Genomic DNA, 15853 nt, shown 5'->3' with positions numbered 1-15853 from the left:
CCGCGATGCGACCCCTTTCCATCTCCGGTGCCTGGGTGTTCGAGCCGAAGGTCTTCCCCGACGGCCGGGGCAGCTTCCACGAGTGGTTCAAGGCCCCGGTCTTCGCGGAGGCGGCGGGCCACCCGCTGAGCCTGGCCCAGGCCAACATGTCGGTCTCCAGCCGGGGCACCCTGCGCGGCATCCACTTCGCCGACGTGCCGCCCGGACAGGCCAAGTACGTCAAGTGCGTGCGCGGCGCGGTCCTCGACGTGATCGTGGACATCCGGGTGGGCTCGCCCACCTTCGGCCAGTGGGAGATCGTCCGCCTGGACGACCAGGACCACCACGCCGTGTACCTCTCCGAGGGGCTCGGCCACGGGTTCATGGCGCTCACCGACGACGCCACCGTGGTCTACCTCTGCTCGGAGGGCTACGCGCCCGAGCGCGAGCACGGCATCCACCCGCTCGACCCGGAGATCGGCATCGAGTGGCCCGAGGGGGTCGCCCCGCTGCTGTCCGCCAAGGACGAGCAGGCGCCCACCCTGGCCGAGGCCCGCGAGCAGGGGCTGCTGCCCTCCTACGAGGCCTGCGTGGCCTACCGGGAGAGCCTCGGCTCCTGACGCGTGGGTTTGAACGCGACGGGGCCCGGTTTGACCCGTTCGGCCGTGGCCCCGTAACCTAGACCGTCGGCGTGTCCACTGGTGACACGCCACATCCCCGTAAACCTCTTCCTCTCGGGTCTTCAGTTCTGGCCGGGAGAGGCCGTTCGCTCTGCCGGGCGGCTGGACTGCGGGGGTGCCGTTCCCGAGCGAGAGAGTGAGATCCGCGTGTACGCCATCGTGCGCAGCGGTGGTCGCCAGCACAAGGTTGCTGTCGGCGACATCGTTGAGGTTGACAAGATTTCCACTGCCAAGGTTGGCGACACGGTCGAGCTCTCGACCCTGCTCGTTGTCGACGGCGACGCTGTGACCAGCGACCCGTGGGTCCTGGCCGGCATCAAGGTCCAGGCCGAGGTCGTGGACCACCACAAGGGCGTCAAGATCGACATCCTTCGCTACAAGAACAAGACCGGCTACCGCCGTCGTCAGGGCCACCGCCAGCAGTACACGGCGATCAAGGTCACTGAGATCCCCGCGGCTGCGAAGTAAGGGACTGAGGAGAGATGGCACACAAGAAGGGCGCATCGTCCACCCGTAACGGTCGTGACTCCAACGCTCAGCGCCTCGGCGTGAAGCGCTTCGGTGGTCAGGTCGTCAACGCGGGCGAGATCCTGGTCCGCCAGCGCGGCACCCACTTCCACCCGGGTTCGGGCGTCGGCCGTGGCGGCGACGACACGCTGTTCGCGCTGAACGCCGGTGCGGTGGAGTTCGGTACCCACCGTGGCCGCAAGGTCGTGAACATCGTTCCGGTCGCCTGAGCCCAGGCTCCGACCGAACTTTTCGCGAGGCGGACCTCACTTCCCTGGTGGGAAGGCGGGTCCGCCTTTCGCGTGTTAGGCCAGTAGTACCCATGACGTTTTTGGAGGCACCGAACCATGACCACCTTCGTGGACCGCGTCGAACTGCATGTCGCCGCGGGTAACGGAGGTCACGGCTGTGCCTCCGTCCACCGGGAGAAGTTCAAGCCGCTCGGCGGTCCCGACGGCGGAAACGGCGGGCGGGGCGGCGACGTCATCCTGACCGTCGACCAGTCCGTGACCACGCTGCTCGAGTACCACCACTCCCCGCACCGCAAGGCCACCAACGGCAAGCCCGGCGAGGGCGGCAACCGCTCCGGCAAGGACGGCCAGGACCTGGTCCTGCCGGTCCCGGACGGCACCGTCGTCCTCGACAAGGCGGGCAACGTCCTCGCCGACCTGGTCGGCCACGGCACCTCCTACGTCGCCGCCCAGGGCGGCCGCGGCGGCCTCGGCAACGCGGCCCTGGCCTCCGCCCGCCGCAAGGCCCCCGGGTTCGCGCTGCTCGGCGTGCCCGGAGACCTCCAGGACATCGTCCTGGAGCTCAAGACAGTGGCCGACGTGGCGCTGGTCGGCTACCCGAGCGCGGGCAAGTCCTCGCTGATCTCGGTGCTGAGCGCGGCCAAGCCGAAGATCGCCGACTACCCCTTCACCACCCTGGTCCCGAACCTGGGCGTGGTCACCGCCGGCGACACCGTGTACACCATCGCCGACGTGCCGGGCCTGATCCCCGGCGCCAGCCAGGGCAAGGGGCTGGGCCTGGAGTTCCTGCGGCACGTCGAGCGGTGCAGTGTCCTCGTGCACGTCCTGGACACCGCCACGCTGGAGTCCGACCGCGACCCGGTCTCCGACCTCGACATCATCGAGGCGGAGCTCAGGGAGTACGGCGGCCTCGACAACCGTCCCCGCGTCGTCGTCCTGAACAAGATCGACGTACCGGACGGCAAGGACCTCGCCGAGATGGTGCGCCCGGATCTGGAGGCGCGCGGCTACCGCGTCTTCGAGGTGTCCGCGGTCGCCCACACGGGGCTGAGGGAGCTGTCCTTCGCGCTCGCCGACCTGGTCGGCCGGGCGCGGGCCGCGAGGCCCAAGGAGGAGGCGACCCGCATCGTCATCCGGCCCAAGGCCGTGGACGACACCGGCTTCACCGTGGTCCGCGAGGAGGACGGGCTGTTCCGGGTGCGTGGCGAGAAGCCGGAGCGCTGGGTGCGGCAGACCGACTTCAGCAACGACGAGGCCGTCGGCTACCTCGCCGACCGCCTCAACCGCCTCGGTGTGGAAGAGGAGTTGATGAAGGCGGGCGCCCGTTCGGGCGACGGCGTCGCCATCGGCCCCGAGGACAACGCGGTCGTCTTCGACTGGGAGCCGACCGTGATGGCCGGCGCCGAGATGCTCGGCCGGCGCGGTGAGGACCACCGCTTCGAGGCACCCCGCCCCGCCGCCCAGCGCCGCCGCGACAAGCAGGCCGAACGGGACGAGGCGGCCCAGGAGTTCGACGACTTCGAGCCGTTCTGATCCGAGGCGCGGACCGGCCGCGAGACAACCAACCGCCCTTCCTGTGAGTCGTACCGGGCAATCCGTACGACCGGCACAGGAAGGGATGCGGCATGCGCGTACAACGAAGAGGGTGGCGCACGGCGCTCGCGGTCACCCTGGCGCTCGGCGGGGCCGTCGCCGTTCCCGCCACCACCGCGACGGCGGCGCCGCACCAGGTGCGGGACGACTTCAACGGGGACGGGTACGCCGACCTCGCGGTGGCGGCGCCCGACGGGACCGTGGCCGGCCGGGGGAAGGCCGGGTTCGTCGGTGTGCTGTACGGCTCGGCGAGCGGCCTGAAGGCTTCCACCAAACGCGTGTTCAGCCAGAACACGGCGGGCGTCCCGGGCGGTTCCGAGGCCGGCGACCGGTTCGGCAGCGCGCTCACCGCCGCCGACCTGGACCGGGACGGGTACACCGACCTGATCGTGGGAGTGGGCGGTGAGAACGGCGGTGCCGGTCTGGTGCAGGTCGTCTGGGGCGGCGCCCGCGGCCTGTCCGGGGCCGCCTCCCTCGCCTCCGGCGCGGCCCGCGACGGCCTCGGCGCCCAGGGCCGGCTCGCGGTCGGCGACGTCGACGGGGACGGCGCGACCGATCTGCTGACCGTGGTGGACCAGCACGACCTGGTGGCCACCGGCGGCCCCTTCACCCGCTCCGGCTCGGCCACCGGCGAGCGCCAGGTGGTGAAGGACAGGTACGACAGCCGGGTCCTCGACCTCGACGTGGGCGACCTCAACGGCGACGGGATCACCGACGTCGTGGCCGCCCAGACCGGCACCGACACCTTCGACTCCCGGCGCATCGCGTACTGGTGGGGCACCAAGGACGGCCTCATGCCCTGGACCCTGGTCTGGGACATCGACGGCGCCCAACTCCAGGGCGGCGAGAACCTCGCGGTCGGGGACGTGAACCGGGACGGCTACGCCGACATCGTGGTGGGCCGGACCGTCGAGGGCTACGACAGCGACACGGACACCTACCTCGCCAAGGGCGGTCGGGTCACCTGGATACCCGGCACTTCGGGCGCTCCTGACGGAGCGTCGGCCCAGTTCGTCAACCAGGACAGCCCCAGCGTGCCCGGCACCGCGGAGAAGGGCGACGGCTTCGGCACCGACGTCCAGCTCGCCGACGTCGACGGGGACGGTTACCTCGACGTGGTCACCGGTGTGCCCGGCGAGGACCTGGGCCCGATGACCGCACCGAACTCCGTCAAGGACGCCGGCGCGGTGGTGGTGCTGAGCGGCCGGGCCGACGGGCTGACCGGGGTGGGCTCCCACGAGGTGGTCACGCAGGACACTCCGGGGGTGCCCGGCGCCACCGAGAAGGGCGACGTCTTCGGCAAGGCCGTCCATGTGGGTGACGCGAACGGCGACGGCCTCGCCGACGTCGCGGTCGGCGCGCCCGGTGAGAACTCCGGCGCCGGGTCCGTGTGGTCCTTCCGCTCCAGGGGGGAGTACGTCGTCTCGCCCGGTGGCCTGCCGATTCCGGCCACCGTCCTGGGGCCGGACGGCACGCTCACCTTCGGCCACACCCTGCTCGGCACCACCGCGGCGAACGCCCGTCTGGGCTCGTACTTCGCCAACTAGAACCCAAAAGATCGTCAGTCGGCGGTGTCCTGAAGGCCGTTGCGCCGGGATCACGTTCATCATGTGATACCCGAGTCGCAACGGCTCTTCTGTTGTCTACCTATTTGTCATGCACGCGAACACTCTGGTTCAACGCACGGATCACCCCGAAGCGTGAGCTTCCAGGGTGCCCAAGAGGTCAGCGACGCAAGGGAGTTCGCCCATGTACGGAGCAGCATCACCCGGCCGACGCCGCTTTCTGACCGCCGGTGCCGCCGTGCTCGGCGCCGCCGCCTCCGCCCAGCTCTGGCTGCCCGGCACCGCCCGGGCGGCGGAGACCCCGCTGCCCGACGGGGTGTTCGGTCTCGGCGTGGCCTCCGGCGACCCGCTGCCGGACGGCATCGTGCTCTGGACCCGGCTCGCCCCCGATCCGCTGAACGGCGGAGGCATGCCCGACAGGGTGGTGCCGGTCGAATGGGAGCTCGCCGAGGACGAGCGCTTCAGAAAGGTGGTCCGGCGCGGCACCGCCCAGGCCCAGCCCGCGTACGGACACAGCGTCCACGTCGACGTACGGGGCCTGCGCGCGGGCCGTGCGTACTGGTACCGCTTCCGCGCCGACGGCCAGCTCTCGCGCACCGGCCGCACCCGCACCGCCCCCGCCCGGCACAGCTCCGGCGGCAGCCTCCGGGTCGCGCTCGCCTCCTGCCAGAACTGGCAGCACGGCTACTTCACGCCGTACGCCGACATGCTGGACCAGGACCCCGACGTCGTGCTGTTCGTCGGCGACTACATCTACGAGTCGGCGCCGTCGTCGGCCGGTCCGCGCCGGCACGAGGGCACGGGGGAGCCGTACACCCTCACCCAGTACCGCAACCGGTACGCCCAGTACCGCACCGACCCGGACCTCGCCGAGATCCACGCCAGCGCGCCCTGGGTGGTCACCTTCGACGACCACGAGGTCGACAACGACTGGGCCGGCGAGATCCCGCAGGACCCCGACAAGCAGCCGCACGACGCGTTCGTGGCCCGGATCACGGCGGCCTTCCAGGCGTACTACGAGCACATGCCGGTGCGCGCCACCGCGGTCCCGAACGGCCCGCACATCCGGATGCACCGGCGGCTGGACTTCGGCCGGCTGGTCCGGCTGAACGTGCTCGACACCCGGCAGTTCCGCAGCGACCAGGTCACCAGCCAGGCCGCCGCCCAGGACCCCTCGCTCACCATGCTCGGCGCCGAGCAGAAGCAGTGGCTGCTCGACGGGCTGCACGGCTCACCGGCCCGCTGGAACCTCATCGCCTCGCAGATCATGATGGCCGAGACCGACATCCTGCCCGGCGAGGGCAAGCTCTGGTACTACGACGCCTGGGACGGCTACCAGGTCGAACGCAACGCCCTGCTGGAGGAGTTCAAGCGGGTGCGCAACCCCGTCGTGCTCTCCGGCGACCGCCACCTCACGATGATCAGCGACCTCAAGGAGGACTACGCCGACCCGTCCTCCCGGGTCGTCGGCGCCGAGTTCGTCGGCACCTCCATCTCCAGCAACGGCGACCAGGACCAGGCCGCCTTCCACGCCCAGTGGGACCCGCTGAGGGCCGACAACCCGCACTGGAAGTACATCGACGCCCACCGCGGCTACCACCTCTTCGACATCGACCGGCACGGCATCGACGCGCAGGTCAGGGCCGTCGACACGGTGGTCAGGCCGCAGGCGACGACCACCACGCTGGCGCAGTTGCGGGTGGACGCGGGCAAGCCGGGGGTCCGGCCCGCGTGAGACGGGCGGCCTGAGAGGGGCGGGTGGCTGAGAGGGGCACGGTCCTCATCGCAGTCCCACGCTCCTCTCAGGCCACACTCAGGCACCTCTCTTACCGTCCTCTGACCATGGAGACGGACTGTACGAGAGACGACCTTCCGGTGAACGGCGTGACCGCACCGCTGCCCGCCGGCACGCGCCTGCTGCACATCGGCCCCCACAAGACCGGCACGACCGCCGTCCAGGGCGCTCTGTTCGCGGCGAAGGACCTGCTGCCCGAGCACGGCGTCGTCTTCCCGGCGCACACCAGACACCCGATGGAAGCCGTCCTGGCCGCGTGCGCGAGGCCCGCGATGATGGGGGACACCGCGCCCACCGGGAAGCACTGGACACGCCTGCTGGAACAGGTCCGGGCCGCCGGCGCCAGGACCGCGGTGGTCAGCAGCGAGTTCTTCGCCGACGCCGAGGACGACGAGACGGTCGCACGGATCGTCGAGCAGCTCGGCGGGGAGCTCGTGCACGTCGTGGTCACCCTGCGGCCGCTGTCGAGGATCATGCCCTCGCAGTGGCAGCAGTACGTGCAGAACGGCCTGCGCATGGGCTACGAGGACTGGCTCACCCACATGCTGCGGAAGGCGCCGTACGAGCAGCCCAACCCCAGCTTCTGGCGCCGCCACCGGCACGACCGGCTCGTCGAGCGCTGGGCACGGGCGGTCGGTCCGGAGCGGATCACCGTCGTCGTGGTCGACGACCGCGACCGCGGCGGTCTGCTGCGCACTTTCGAACAGCTCCTCGGACTGCCCGGGAATCTCCTCCAGCCCGTTCCCGACACCGCGAATCGTTCTCTTACTCTCGCCGAGACCGAAATGCTGCGAAACCTTAACAAGGAATTCCGCGGCAATGGACTGCCGGACGAGTTGTATTCCAGGCTCGTCCGCAACGGCGCCGTCATGCATATGAAGAACGCGTGCAGCCCGTCACCCGACGACGTGAAGATCCTCACCCCGGAGTGGGCCCTCGAAGCCGCGGCCGGGATCACCGCCGAGATGACCCGGAACATCGGCGCCGCGGGTGTGCGGATCATCGGTGACCTGCGTCTCCTGTCCGCCGTACCGAAGGCGCCCGTCCCGGACGGCGTGCCCGCCCCGCGGATCTCTCCCGAGGTGGCGGCGCGGGCGCTGTACGGGGCGCTGGCCGCGGCGGCCGAGGCGCCGGTGCGGCACACCTCGCCGGCCAAGGCGCGCACGGTGCACCAGACGTCGTCGAGGGAACTGATGCGGGTGCTCGGTCACCGGTGTCTGAAGAAGCTGCGCCGACGCTGAACTCCCGGACCCCCGCCGTTACCGGCAGTGCAAGATGAATGACAGGTAGCGCGTACATATGCGGCGAACGGCGGTCACCTTGCACAGCGGTAACCGCAAGTGGGACCATTTCCCCGTTCCCTGTCGCCCCGAGGTAGGTCTTCTGTGTCCCAGCACATCGCCAAGCCCCGTACCACCGCAGTGATCCTGGCCGGTGGCACCGGTCAGCGCGTGGGTCTCTCGATCCCCAAGCAGCTGCTGAAGATCGCCGGCAAGGCAGTCATCGAGCACACCCTGACCACCTTTGAGAAGGCCGACTCCATCGACGACATCATCGTCCTGATGGCGCCGGGCTACGTACCCGACATAGAGAAGATCGTCGCCAAGGCCGGGTTCACGAAGGTCAAGAAGATCATCGAGGGTGGCTCCACCCGGAACGAGACCACCGAGCGCGCCATCGCGGCCCTAGGCGAGGGCCTGGCCGAGGGCGAGGACCTCAACGTCCTGTTCCACGACGCCGTCCGCCCGCTGCTGTCCCGGCGCGTCATCGACGACTGCGTGGTGGCCCTGGAGCGCTACCAGGCCGTCGACGTGGCGATCCCGTCCGCGGACACCATCATCGTCACGCGCACGCACGGCCAGGACGGCGAGTTCATCACCGAGATCCCGGACCGCTCCCGGCTGCGCCGCGGCCAGACCCCGCAGGCCTTCAAGCTGTCCACCATCAAGCGCGCCTACGAGGTCGCCGCCGGTGACCCCAACTTCCAGGCCACGGACGACTGTTCGGTCGTGCTCAAGTACCTGCCGGACGTGCCGATCCACGTCGTCGCGGGTGACGAGTACAACATGAAGGTCACCCAGCCCGTCGACGTCTTCATCGCCGACAAGCTCTTCCAGCTCGCCTCGACGGCCGCGCCCGAGCAGGTCGGCGACGAGGCCTACCGCGAGCTGCTCACCGGCAAGACCGTCGTCGTCTTCGGCGGCTCCTACGGCATCGGCAAGGACATCGGCGAACTCGCCGAGTCCTACGGCGCCAAGGTGTACGCGCTCGGCCGCTCCACCACCGGCACCCACGTCGAGAACCCGGAGGAGGTCGACGACGCGCTGTCCAAGGCGTACGCCGAGACCGGGCGCATCGACTACGTCGTCAACACCGCGGGCGTGCTGCGCATCGGCAAGCTCGCGGAGACCGACAACGCCACCATCGAGGAGGCGCTGAAGGTCAACTACCTGGCCCCGGTGCAGATCGCGCGGTCGAGCTACAAGTACCTGGCGGAGACCAAGGGACAGCTGCTGCTGTACACCTCCAGCAGCTACACCCGCGGCCGCGCCGAGTACAGCCTGTACTCCTCGACCAAGGCCGCGATGGTCAACCTGACGCAGGCCCTGTCCGACGAATGGGCGGGTGACGGCGTCCGGGTGAACTGCATCAACCCGGAGCGCACCGCCACGCCCATGCGCACCAAGGCCTTCGGCCAGGAGCCCGCGGGCACCCTGCTGTCCTCCGAGGCGGTGGCCCGCACCTCGCTCGACGTGCTGCTCTCCGAGCTGACCGGCCATGTCATCGACGTCCGCCAGCAGGACCCGACGGCCTCCGCGGGCCAGGCGTCCGGTTTCGAGGCCGCGCTCGCCAGTGTCCTCGACCGTCAGGACGGCGTGGCATAATCAAGGCAAATAGCCTCTCGTAATTCAGGCCTCTGTGGCTGCCCGTTCATGGTGCATTCGCAGGGGCCTGAATCCGTAAACAACCGGCATCCCTCCCAGAGCAGGTTTTCAGTGATAAGCACCGCTATTCGCGTCGCCCGGGTGGGCAGCGCGGCCGAGCTGGCCGCGGCGGTCCTCATGCTGGCGGGCTTCCCCGCCATAATGGTGGCCGCGCTCATCCCGAGCGTCCCCGCCTTCGCGGCCGCGACCGCCGTCACGTACCTTGCGGACCACTATCTGCACCGCCAGGGCAGCTATCTGATCAACCGCCTCAGCAAGGTCCGCGCCGGTCTGTCGATCCGCTTCCTGATCAGACAGCTCCTGCTGATCCTGCTGCTGGCCCGGCTGGACCTCTCCGAGAACCTGATCTTCTACGGGGCCACCGCCTGCTTCATCGCCTTCTACGGCCTCCAGGCTCCGCACGGCGCGCTGGTCACCCTGATCCGCAACCGCCGCCGGCTCCCGGTCGCCACCCGCAACGTCGACCTGGCCTCCCGCATCCGCATCCCGGACGCCCCGCCGATGGGACTGCTGAACCGGTCGGCCGAGAAGATGCTGCACCTCGACCTCGCGGCCGTGGTCGGCATACTCGTGGCCGCCGCGACCGACACGGCACTGCCGGGCTTCATCGGCATCGGCGTGACGATAGTGCTCGGCACCCTGTACGTCCTGGCGCTGACGCCGTACGTGCGCGGCAGGAAGATCCCGCCGAACGCCGACAAGGTCCTCGCCGCGGTCGACGAATGGCTGCGCGAGTACAAGCCGGAGACGGTGCTGTACTTCTCCGGCTCCAAGGACTCCGCCTACCAGGTCAACATGTGGCTGGAGACCATGGAGCAGCTGGACTCCCGGCCGCTGATCATCCTGCGTGAGCGCGTCATCCTCCAGAACCTCGCGCCCACCACGGTCCCCGTCATCTGCGTGCCCGGAGGGGTGCACCTGATGAACATGGACCTGTCCACGGTGCGGGTCGCGCTGTACGCGGCGAACGTCGGCAAGAACATCCACCTGCTGCGCGTGCCCACCATGAAGCACGTCTTCATCGGTCACGGCGACAGCGACAAGCTGGCGAGCGTCAACCCGTTCAGCAAGGCGTACGACGAGGTGTGGACCGCGGGCCGGGCGGGCCGCGACCGGTACGCCATCGCCGACGTCGGTGTCCGCGACGAGGACATCGTCGAGGTGGGCCGTCCGCAGCTCGCGCCGATCCAGAACTGGCAGGGCGTACCCGAGGGCCGGATGCCGACCGTGCTCTACGCGCCCACCTGGGAGGGCTGGGACGGCAACCCGGGCAACACCTCGCTGATGCTGGCCGGCGAGAACATCGTGAGGCACCTGCTGGCGGCCGACCCGCCGGTCCGCGTCCTCTACAAGCCGCACCCCTTCACCGGCACGGTCCTGCCCAAGGCGGGCGCCGCGCACCTGAGGGTCAGCGCGCTGATCGAGAAGGCCGCCGCCGAGCGCGCCGCGGACCCCCGCTTCCAGGCCGACGCGACCGCGCTGGCCGCGGCCAAGGCCGAGCTCGCCCGGATCGAGGCGCGGCTCGCGGTCCTCGCCGGCAGCGGCGGCGAGAAGGGCGACGAAGCCGAGGCCACCCGTGACGGCGTGGTCGACGTGGCCAGGTACGAGGAGATCGCCCGGCTGCGCGGCGAGTGGAACGACGCGTACTGGCGCGCCTTCCCGACGTGGGAGCACCGGGTCATCACGGGCGCCGAACCGCGGCTGTACGACTGCTTCAACGTCTCCGACGCGATGGTCTCCGACATCTCCAGCGTGGTGTCCGACTTCATCGCGAGCGGCAAGCCGTACGCCGTCACCGACTCCGCCGAGCTGGGTGTGGAGGAGTTCAAGCGGCAGAACACCGCGGTGCGGGCCGCCACGATCCTGTCCAACGGGGCCGGCGAGCTGGGCGAGCTGCTGGACGCGGTCCGCGACCCGGCGGCCGACCCGCTGGCCGAGGACCGCACGGAGCTCAAGCAGTACCTGCTCGGGCCGGACGAGCCCACCTCCATCGAGCAGTTCAACACCGCGGTGGCGAACCTCGCGATCAAGGCCGAGGCGCGCAACGTCGGCCAGGAGTCACGGGCGGCGGCCTCCGCGGCGGAGACCGTGGTCTGACCTCGGGTCGGTGAGGAAACGGCCCGGTTCTCGGCGGTGATCCCCGAGAACCGGGCCGTTTCTTGTGGACCGGTTGCCGCGCCGGGCGGTCCACACGGCGCGCAGGGTGCTCACCCCGGCAGCGTCAGTGTCCCGGAGGCGCACACGGTCCCCTCGTCCCGCCGCTGCCCCGGCAGCCTGCGCTCCCGGGCCGCCGCGCACAACGCCTGAACGGCCATGTCGAACCGTTCCTGCGACGTCGGTTCGTCCGGCCCCAGCAGCCGCCGCTTCAACTCGGCCCGCGCGCCCGCGAGTTCGTCCCGCTCCGGGTGCCGTACCGCGTCCAGCAGCGCGGCCGTGCCCGCCGCGTCCGGCGTCAGCACGGTCGCCGCCCCGGCCGTGGGGAAGGCCGCGCGGAACGCGGCCTCGTCCAACCCGCTGGTGTTCGCCACCGCGTAGGGCTTCCCGCTGGCCAGGAAGTCGCTGACCACGCTGGACACATCGCTGATCAGCAGGTCGGCCCGGTTGAAGCAGGCGTACAGCGCGGGCCGGGCGTCGGTGACGACCTGGTGCTCCCACTCCGGCAGCGAGGCCCAGTACGCCCGTTCCCAGGCGGCCGTCGCCCGCGCCACCGCCTCGGCCCGGCCCGGTTCCGGTGTGGACTGGAGCAGCATCCGCTCCGCCGAGTCCGCGGCGGCCCGGAAGGACGCGGTGGTGAGCCGGTCCAACTCCCGTGTCCTGCGGGACAGTTCACCGTCGTCGGCGGGCCGTTCCCCGGTCCGCTCCCGGTTCGCCGCCCGGACCAGCTCACGGATCCTCAGGTCCGCCTCGCCGGCCCTCGGGTCCACCGAACCGGTCAGCGGGTGCGGTTTGTACAGCAGCCGCACGCCGGGATCAGCCAGCAGCGCCCGCACGATGTTCTCGCCGGCCTCGATCACCGAGGTGTTGCCGGGGTTGCCGTCCCAGCCCTCCCAGGTCGGGGCATAGAGCACCGTCGTGTACGGCCCGGTCGGCGGCCCCTCGTACGGCCGTACGGCGTCCAGCTGCGGGCGGCCGATCTCCACCACGTCCTTGTCCTCGACACCGACCCGGGCCGCCGCGTACCGCTCGCGGGCCGCGGGACCGGCCACCCACACCTCGTCGTAGGCCTTCGCGTACGGGTTGCAGGAGGACAGCTTGTCGCTCTCGCCGTGGTTGACGAAGGTGTGCTTGATCGTCGGGATGCGCAGGACCTGGGAGGTCTTGCCGGAGTTCGACGGGTGGATGAGGACCTGGAGCGTGGACTGCTCCAGGCGCAGCAGCGTGGACACCTTCGGCAGGCAGACGATCGGCACGTCGGTCGCGGCGATCCTCTGCATCATGAACCGCTCGCGCAGGATGATGACCGGCTTCCCGTCGAGCTTGGCGAGCGGCTCCAGCCACATGTTGGCCTGGTAGGCGGAGGAGACCCCGCCGGAGAAGTACAGGCCGACGGTCGGCCGGTACGCGGCGAGCCACGCGTCGAACCAGTCCAGCACCTCCTGCTCGCCCGCCGGACGCCGGCTCGGCAGCAGTCGTACGGCAAGGTCCGCCAGGCCCATGAGCGCGAGCCCGAGGGACATGGCGATGCCCAGGGCCGCCCAGCGGGGTTCGCCGGTGGCCGCCGTGACCAGCAGGCCGGCCGTGGCGGGCAGGCCGTACACCAGCAGCCGGGGACCCGGGCGGCGCAGCAGGGCGGGCGGGGCCGGGGTCAGGCGGAGCGCGGAGGCGTCGATGTTGCGGGTGACCACCGGGAGGGTGCGGGTGCGCCGGACCAGGACGGAGGCCGCCTGGATCGCGCAGTGCAGCGCGTAGAAGGCGAGGAGGCCGGCCACCAGCACGGTGTACGCCGTCTCCTCGTCCTCCGGGGTCAGCCGCAGCAGGCCGAGGACCAGCAGCAGGTCGCGCAGGACGTGCCGCACGGTGATGTCCGCCTGGGACTTGGCGAACAGGGACACCATGCCGCGCTGCCAGCGGTGCAGGACGCCCTCGACGGCCAGGGAGGCGGCCGTCGCGGCGAGCAGCAGCGGGACGTGCGGACGCAGCGCGGCGGTGGCCTGGGCGACGACGGCGGCCGCCAGGACGGCTGCGACGAGCGCTCTCGTCGCGGTCTGCCGGCCCGGCAGCCGCAGCGCGGACCGGAGGCGGGGGAGGCGTTTTCGCACGGGGACACTCCAAGGTCGTCGCGAGACGGACGCCCTGGTTAACGCGTGGTGACCTCCGGACGACACGCGCGTGTCCGCTGTGCTGCGGACCGGACAGGTGCTATGCGCCCGTCCGGTCCGGACGCCCTAGGCGACGACCTCGGCCAGCAGGTCCTCCGCCTGTTCCGCCGCCGCCCGGTCGGCCAGGTCGTTGACGGCCGCGTTGAAGCGCTCCATCGAGGTCGGGCGGTCCGGGCCGAGCACGTACTCCTTGAGGGTGCGGCGCTGCGCGGCCATCGGGTCGTGGCGGGGTTCGCGGACCGCGCGCAGGATCTCCGGCAGCCGGGTGCAGGCCCGGTCGAGCAGGTAGGCGCCGCCCGCGGTGGTGTAGGCGGCCCGGAACTCCTCGTCGGGCAGGTCCCGGGCGTTGGTCAGGACGTACGGCTTGAGGCTGGCCACGAAGTCGGCGACCACCGAGGAGACGTCACTGATGAGGAGGTCCGCCTGGTTGAAGCACTCGTACAGGGTGGGGAGCTGTTCCAGGATCACGTGGTGGCGGGCACCGCTGCGGCTCGCCCAGAAGATCCGGTGCCACTCGTCCCGCAGCTCCTGCCACTCGCTCGCGCCGTCCGCGTCCGGGATCCGGGCGTCCCTCAACTGCTGGGCGTCGTCGCCCTCGTGGCGTCCGGACAGCTCGTCCAGACGGGCCCGGATCTCCCCCAGCCGGGCTCTCGCCGCCTCCGCGTCCTTCCCGCTCCTCTCCTCGTCCTCCCGCAGCAGCTCCCTGATGGCCCGGTCCGCGGCGGCCGCCTCGGCCGAGCGCTTGCCGGTGAGCGGGTGCGGCTTGTAGATGATCCGCACGTTCTCCGCCAGGAGCCTCTCGATCAGCGGTACGCCCATGGGGATCAGCGAGGTGTGGCAGTCGTCGTCGCTCCAGCCCTCCCAGGTGGGCGCGTAGAGGACGACGGGCACCGGCCCGGGGACGTGCTCGGCGTGCGAGCGGACCGGGGCGAGCTGCGGGCGGCCCACCTCGACGATGGCCCCGTCGCTGATGGCGTGCCGCACCCGCCGGTAGCGGTCCCGGCCGGCCCGTCCGGCCACCCAGATCTCGTCGTACACCTTGCTGACGCGGTTGCTGCTGGCGAGCTTGTCGCTGTCGCCGTGGCCGATGAAGACGTGCTTGGCCTCGGCGATCCGCAGCATGTGGACGTTCTTGCCGGCGTTGCCGGGGTAGAGCACGACCCGGACGCCGGACAGCTCCAGCTCGGCCAGGTCGTCCGCCTTGGGCACGCAGACCACGGGGATGCGGGTGCGGGCCAGGAAGCGGAACGAGGCCCGCTCGCGCAGCACGATCACCGGGCGCCGGTCGAGCTGCTCCAGCGTCTCGATCCACATGTTGACCTGGTACATGAAGTCCCGGGACACCGCGGCGAAGCTGAAGTACAGGGCCACCTCGGGCCGGTACCCGGCCAGTTGGCGGTTGACCTCGCCGATCACGGCGTCCCGGCCGGGCATCCGGCGGACCGCGCGGAACCGGCCCAGCAGGGCTGCCAGGGCGGCCACGGCGGTGCCGATCGTCAGCGCGTAACCGGCGTAGGCCGCGTACCAGGTGCCGGTCGCCAGCGCGACGATCAGGCCGGCGTGGGCCGGCAGGTCGAGGTGGAGCAGCTTGCGCAGGAAACGCCGGTACAGATAGGCGGGCGGGCGTTCGGGTATCTCGATCCCGCTCATGTCGAGATTGCGCACGATCACCGGCAGTACGCGGCGCCTGCGGATCGCGTGGTGCAGCGCCGAATACATCATCACCAGCAGGAAATGGGCGCTCAGGACGGCCAGCCCGATGATCAGCACCGCGTCCGGGGCGTCCATCCGGTCCGCCAGCGCGAGCAGCATCACCGTGCGCACGGCGAACCGCATCGTGCGGCTGAGCTGCAGTGTCGCCAGGCGGCGGACGAATCCCGGGGCCCTGCTGTGCAGGGCCTCGTCGGCCAGGTACGTCACGGCCCACGCCGCTGTGAACCCCCACAGGGACGGCAGCAGCGCCAGGACGGGGAGCGCCGCGAAACCGGCGGCGAAGAGGAATACCAGGAGAAGTTCGGTTTTCCCGCTGACGCGCAGGACGGCGCACAACCGACGGATCGTCATGGGCAGGGCTTTCTCGAGCTACGGCGATGACCTTGATGTCGGCCAGTTCGACACGAGGAGGAGGCGAAAGGTTGTACATCCGGAGTCCGGAAAGAATTCACTTCCGATTAACGGGAGGGTGTAATTCCGTTTTCTCGGGAACGGGAACCGGCACG

The 15853-nt window shown here is 70.6% G+C and carries 11 protein-coding genes; 9 read left to right on the top strand and 2 right to left on the bottom strand.

The window, feature by feature from the left end:
* The first annotated feature begins 5 nt into the window (after window positions 1-5).
* From rfbC to ACIQJT_RS06700, 9 genes are all read left to right on the top strand, one after another.
* Window positions 6-599: a dTDP-4-dehydrorhamnose 3,5-epimerase gene (gene rfbC, locus ACIQJT_RS06740; protein WP_053847273.1), complete on the top strand. Its 594-nt coding sequence runs from the start codon at window positions 6-8 to the stop codon at window positions 597-599.
* Between the two features lie 207 nt (window positions 600-806).
* Window positions 807-1127: a 50S ribosomal protein L21 gene (gene rplU, locus ACIQJT_RS06735; protein ID WP_007381993.1), complete on the top strand. Its 321-nt coding sequence runs from the start codon at window positions 807-809 to the stop codon at window positions 1125-1127.
* Window positions 1128-1141: 14 nt separating this feature from the next.
* Window positions 1142-1396: a 50S ribosomal protein L27 gene (rpmA, locus tag ACIQJT_RS06730; RefSeq protein WP_019063244.1), complete on the top strand. Its 255-nt coding sequence runs from the start codon at window positions 1142-1144 to the stop codon at window positions 1394-1396.
* Window positions 1397-1513: 117 nt separating this feature from the next.
* Window positions 1514-2950, top strand: a complete 1437-nt coding sequence (gene obgE / locus ACIQJT_RS06725; RefSeq protein WP_365450370.1) for a GTPase ObgE — start codon at window positions 1514-1516, stop codon at window positions 2948-2950.
* 92 nt (window positions 2951-3042) lie between these two features.
* Window positions 3043-4557 (top strand): FG-GAP and VCBS repeat-containing protein, encoded by a 1515-nt coding sequence (locus ACIQJT_RS06720; protein WP_402640473.1) that lies wholly within the window; start codon window positions 3043-3045, stop codon window positions 4555-4557.
* Window positions 4558-4759: 202 nt separating this feature from the next.
* Entirely contained in the window at window positions 4760-6310 is a 1551-nt protein-coding gene (locus ACIQJT_RS06715) for an alkaline phosphatase D family protein (RefSeq protein ID WP_365450375.1), read from the top strand.
* Window positions 6311-6417: 107 nt separating this feature from the next.
* Window positions 6418-7611, top strand: coding sequence for a hypothetical protein (locus ACIQJT_RS06710; RefSeq protein WP_402640470.1), 1194 nt, complete (start codon window positions 6418-6420; stop codon window positions 7609-7611).
* A 144-nt stretch (window positions 7612-7755) separates the two neighbouring features.
* Entirely contained in the window at window positions 7756-9255 is a 1500-nt protein-coding gene (locus ACIQJT_RS06705; protein WP_365450381.1) for a bifunctional cytidylyltransferase/SDR family oxidoreductase, read from the top strand.
* Between the two features lie 111 nt (window positions 9256-9366).
* Window positions 9367-11412 (top strand): hypothetical protein, encoded by a 2046-nt coding sequence (locus ACIQJT_RS06700; protein WP_365450383.1) that lies wholly within the window; start codon window positions 9367-9369, stop codon window positions 11410-11412.
* Window positions 11413-11522: 110 nt separating this feature from the next.
* On the opposite strand, the gene ACIQJT_RS06695 is transcribed toward ACIQJT_RS06700, so the two are convergent.
* Window positions 11523-13541, bottom strand: coding sequence for a hypothetical protein (locus tag ACIQJT_RS06695; RefSeq protein WP_402641322.1), 2019 nt, complete (start codon window positions 13539-13541; stop codon window positions 11523-11525).
* A gap of 159 nt (window positions 13542-13700) precedes the next feature.
* Window positions 13701-15698: a hypothetical protein gene (locus ACIQJT_RS06690; protein WP_402640465.1), complete on the bottom strand. Its 1998-nt coding sequence runs from the start codon at window positions 15696-15698 to the stop codon at window positions 13701-13703.
* Between the last annotated feature and the right edge of the window lie 155 nt (window positions 15699-15853).

The organism is Streptomyces sp. NPDC091972 (assembly GCF_044756385.1).
In the GTDB taxonomy this organism is placed as follows: domain Bacteria; phylum Actinomycetota; class Actinomycetes; order Streptomycetales; family Streptomycetaceae; genus Streptomyces.
This window is presented reverse-complemented; position numbering and strand designations above follow the sequence as displayed.

Coding starts and splice junctions, on each gene's coding strand:
- rfbC (WP_053847273.1), top strand. CDS start 6: ATGCGACCCCTTTCCATCTCCGGTGCCTGGGTGTTCGAGCCGAAGGTC.
- rpmA (WP_019063244.1), top strand. CDS start 1,142: ATGGCACACAAGAAGGGCGCATCGTCCACCCGTAACGGTCGTGACTCC.
- obgE (WP_365450370.1), top strand. CDS start 1,514: ATGACCACCTTCGTGGACCGCGTCGAACTGCATGTCGCCGCGGGTAAC.
- ACIQJT_RS06720 (WP_402640473.1), top strand. CDS start 3,043: ATGCGCGTACAACGAAGAGGGTGGCGCACGGCGCTCGCGGTCACCCTG.
- ACIQJT_RS06715 (WP_365450375.1), top strand. CDS start 4,760: ATGTACGGAGCAGCATCACCCGGCCGACGCCGCTTTCTGACCGCCGGT.
- ACIQJT_RS06710 (WP_402640470.1), top strand. CDS start 6,418: ATGGAGACGGACTGTACGAGAGACGACCTTCCGGTGAACGGCGTGACC.
- ACIQJT_RS06690 (WP_402640465.1), bottom strand. CDS start 15,698: ATGACGATCCGTCGGTTGTGCGCCGTCCTGCGCGTCAGCGGGAAAACC.